The sequence below is a fragment of the Candidatus Thermoplasmatota archaeon genome (genome assembly GCA_030018475.1).
Classification (GTDB): Archaea; Thermoplasmatota; JASEFT01; order JASEFT01; family JASEFT01; genus JASEFT01.
The window spans coordinates 2,928-4,506 of the sequence record JASEFT010000003.1 but is presented as its reverse complement, the minus strand read 5'-3'; the positions used below and the strand labels follow the sequence as shown (position 1 = coordinate 4,506).

The window sequence follows — 1,579 nt, the reverse complement described above, 5'->3', positions numbered from 1 at the left end:
TCCAAATTAAGCTTCGCTCTTATACCGTCACTAGCGCTTCTTGCAGGCTCTGTAATTTCGCCACCTAATGATTCTATCTTAGATTGTATTTTCAAAGGCGGAAGTTTTATTATTAGTGCAGTATCGCGATATTCGTATTTACCAAGCTTGAAAATATAATCTTCTTTATCATAAAAATACTGCTCTTGAGCTCTCTGGACTATGTCTTCTTTGTCTTCTAACGGGGTTCTGTACCTACCCAGCTCCCTGATGCTGTCTGGAAGCTCCCAATTGTAATCGAAATATTTTATAACAACCTCAACATCGGTTTCACTTCCAAAAACTCTAGGGTCTATCTTATAACCAGGCTCGTAAATTCCAATCCATCTGACAAATGGTAGAGACTCAAGTTTAGATTTGCTCTCTAAATCCATAGCAACGAGGTATGCAAAATCAGGTATAGCGCCTAAAACTGTAGAAAGCTTGCGAAGGTCATTTAGCCATTCTTCTCTCACAGGGCCTCTAAACTGAACTATCCAGTATCCGTTAGGCTTGTGAGTGATTAGCTCTTTAAGTATTTTAGGCTCTTCATAGAGTGGGTCGAAAGCACCTGAAGCATGATAGATTTTGACGCTAAGCTCGTAGCCCAAACTCTTCTCTAACTCAGCTCTCGTGAGCTCAGTACCGAAGTTCGTATTAACTGGCACGACAAAACACAGCACTATAGCAACTGCTAAAACCAATGCCTTAGTTATACTTGCCATAATATTAACTCCTACTTTTTTTATTATCATTTCCCGCAATATAAAAGTGTCGGTTGTTAGAGTACATTTTAGTACTTTCTATTGCGTTTTGAATATATAGTTAGATTTATTTACATTGTACAAGAATTTGTAATTCTTGCGAATGAAGGGGAGAGGGAGAACATGGGAAAATACAGCAATTATAAAGAAAGAAGCGAAGCAATCTCTCTAAGAGTGCCTTATTTGAGCGCTTCAGCCATTGATGACCTAATTAAGAAAGGAATTTATGGAAGCAGAGCTGACTTTATGAAGGCATCTGCAAGGTTCTATTTGAGGGAGCTCGACTATTTAAGACCGAGAGACGTAAAGGAAGTAGGAAAATTACCTTCTAAAGTAGGTTTGCTTGAAGAATGTAACGATTGTGAAGTAGTGAAGAAGTGTATCGTTTGTAGTTATATAAAGTGAGAGCTTATTGTCTTATCCCAGAATTTGGCGGGTACCGTTACGATAAACGGCGTGTAGCTCTCTTTTCCACCAACTTGATAAGTATGTGATTCACAAATAAATCTCCAAAGCTCTTGAAAGCGCCCTCTTACCTCTATATTCTGGTAATAGCATAGGCGCTTTTTTTTCTGTTACTATACCTGTATCTGCCAGCATTTTTTCGTAGCTCAATAAATGGTCTAAAGAGAGCTTTCCTGCTTTTTTGCTTTTTGCGTATTTAGCGCTCGCCAAGCCTGCTCTTCTGCCAAATACATTGTAATCAAGTAACGAATTGCCCATGAGTCTATTTTTACCATGCACACCGCCACTTACTTCGCCTGCTGCAAAAAGTCCTTTTACGCTAGTAGCGCCGT

Annotated in this window: 3 protein-coding genes; 1 reads left to right on the top strand and 2 read right to left on the bottom strand. The window is 39.2% G+C overall.

Features of this window, described 5'->3' with window-relative positions; genetic code table 11:
• On the bottom strand, nucleotides 1-773 hold a 773-nt coding region (locus QMD21_00935), incomplete at its 3' end, for a hypothetical protein (protein MDI6855336.1).
• A 51-nt stretch (nucleotides 774-824) separates the two neighbouring features.
• Here QMD21_00935 and QMD21_00930 point away from each other — a divergent pair.
• Nucleotides 825-1,187, top strand: a complete 363-nt coding sequence (locus QMD21_00930) for a hypothetical protein (GenBank protein ID MDI6855335.1) — start codon at nucleotides 825-827, stop codon at nucleotides 1,185-1,187.
• Between the two features lie 90 nt (nucleotides 1,188-1,277).
• Here QMD21_00930 and QMD21_00925 read toward each other — a convergent pair.
• Nucleotides 1,278-1,579, bottom strand: a 302-nt coding sequence (locus tag QMD21_00925; protein ID MDI6855334.1) for an FAD-binding protein, incomplete at its 5' end; no start/stop codon positions are given.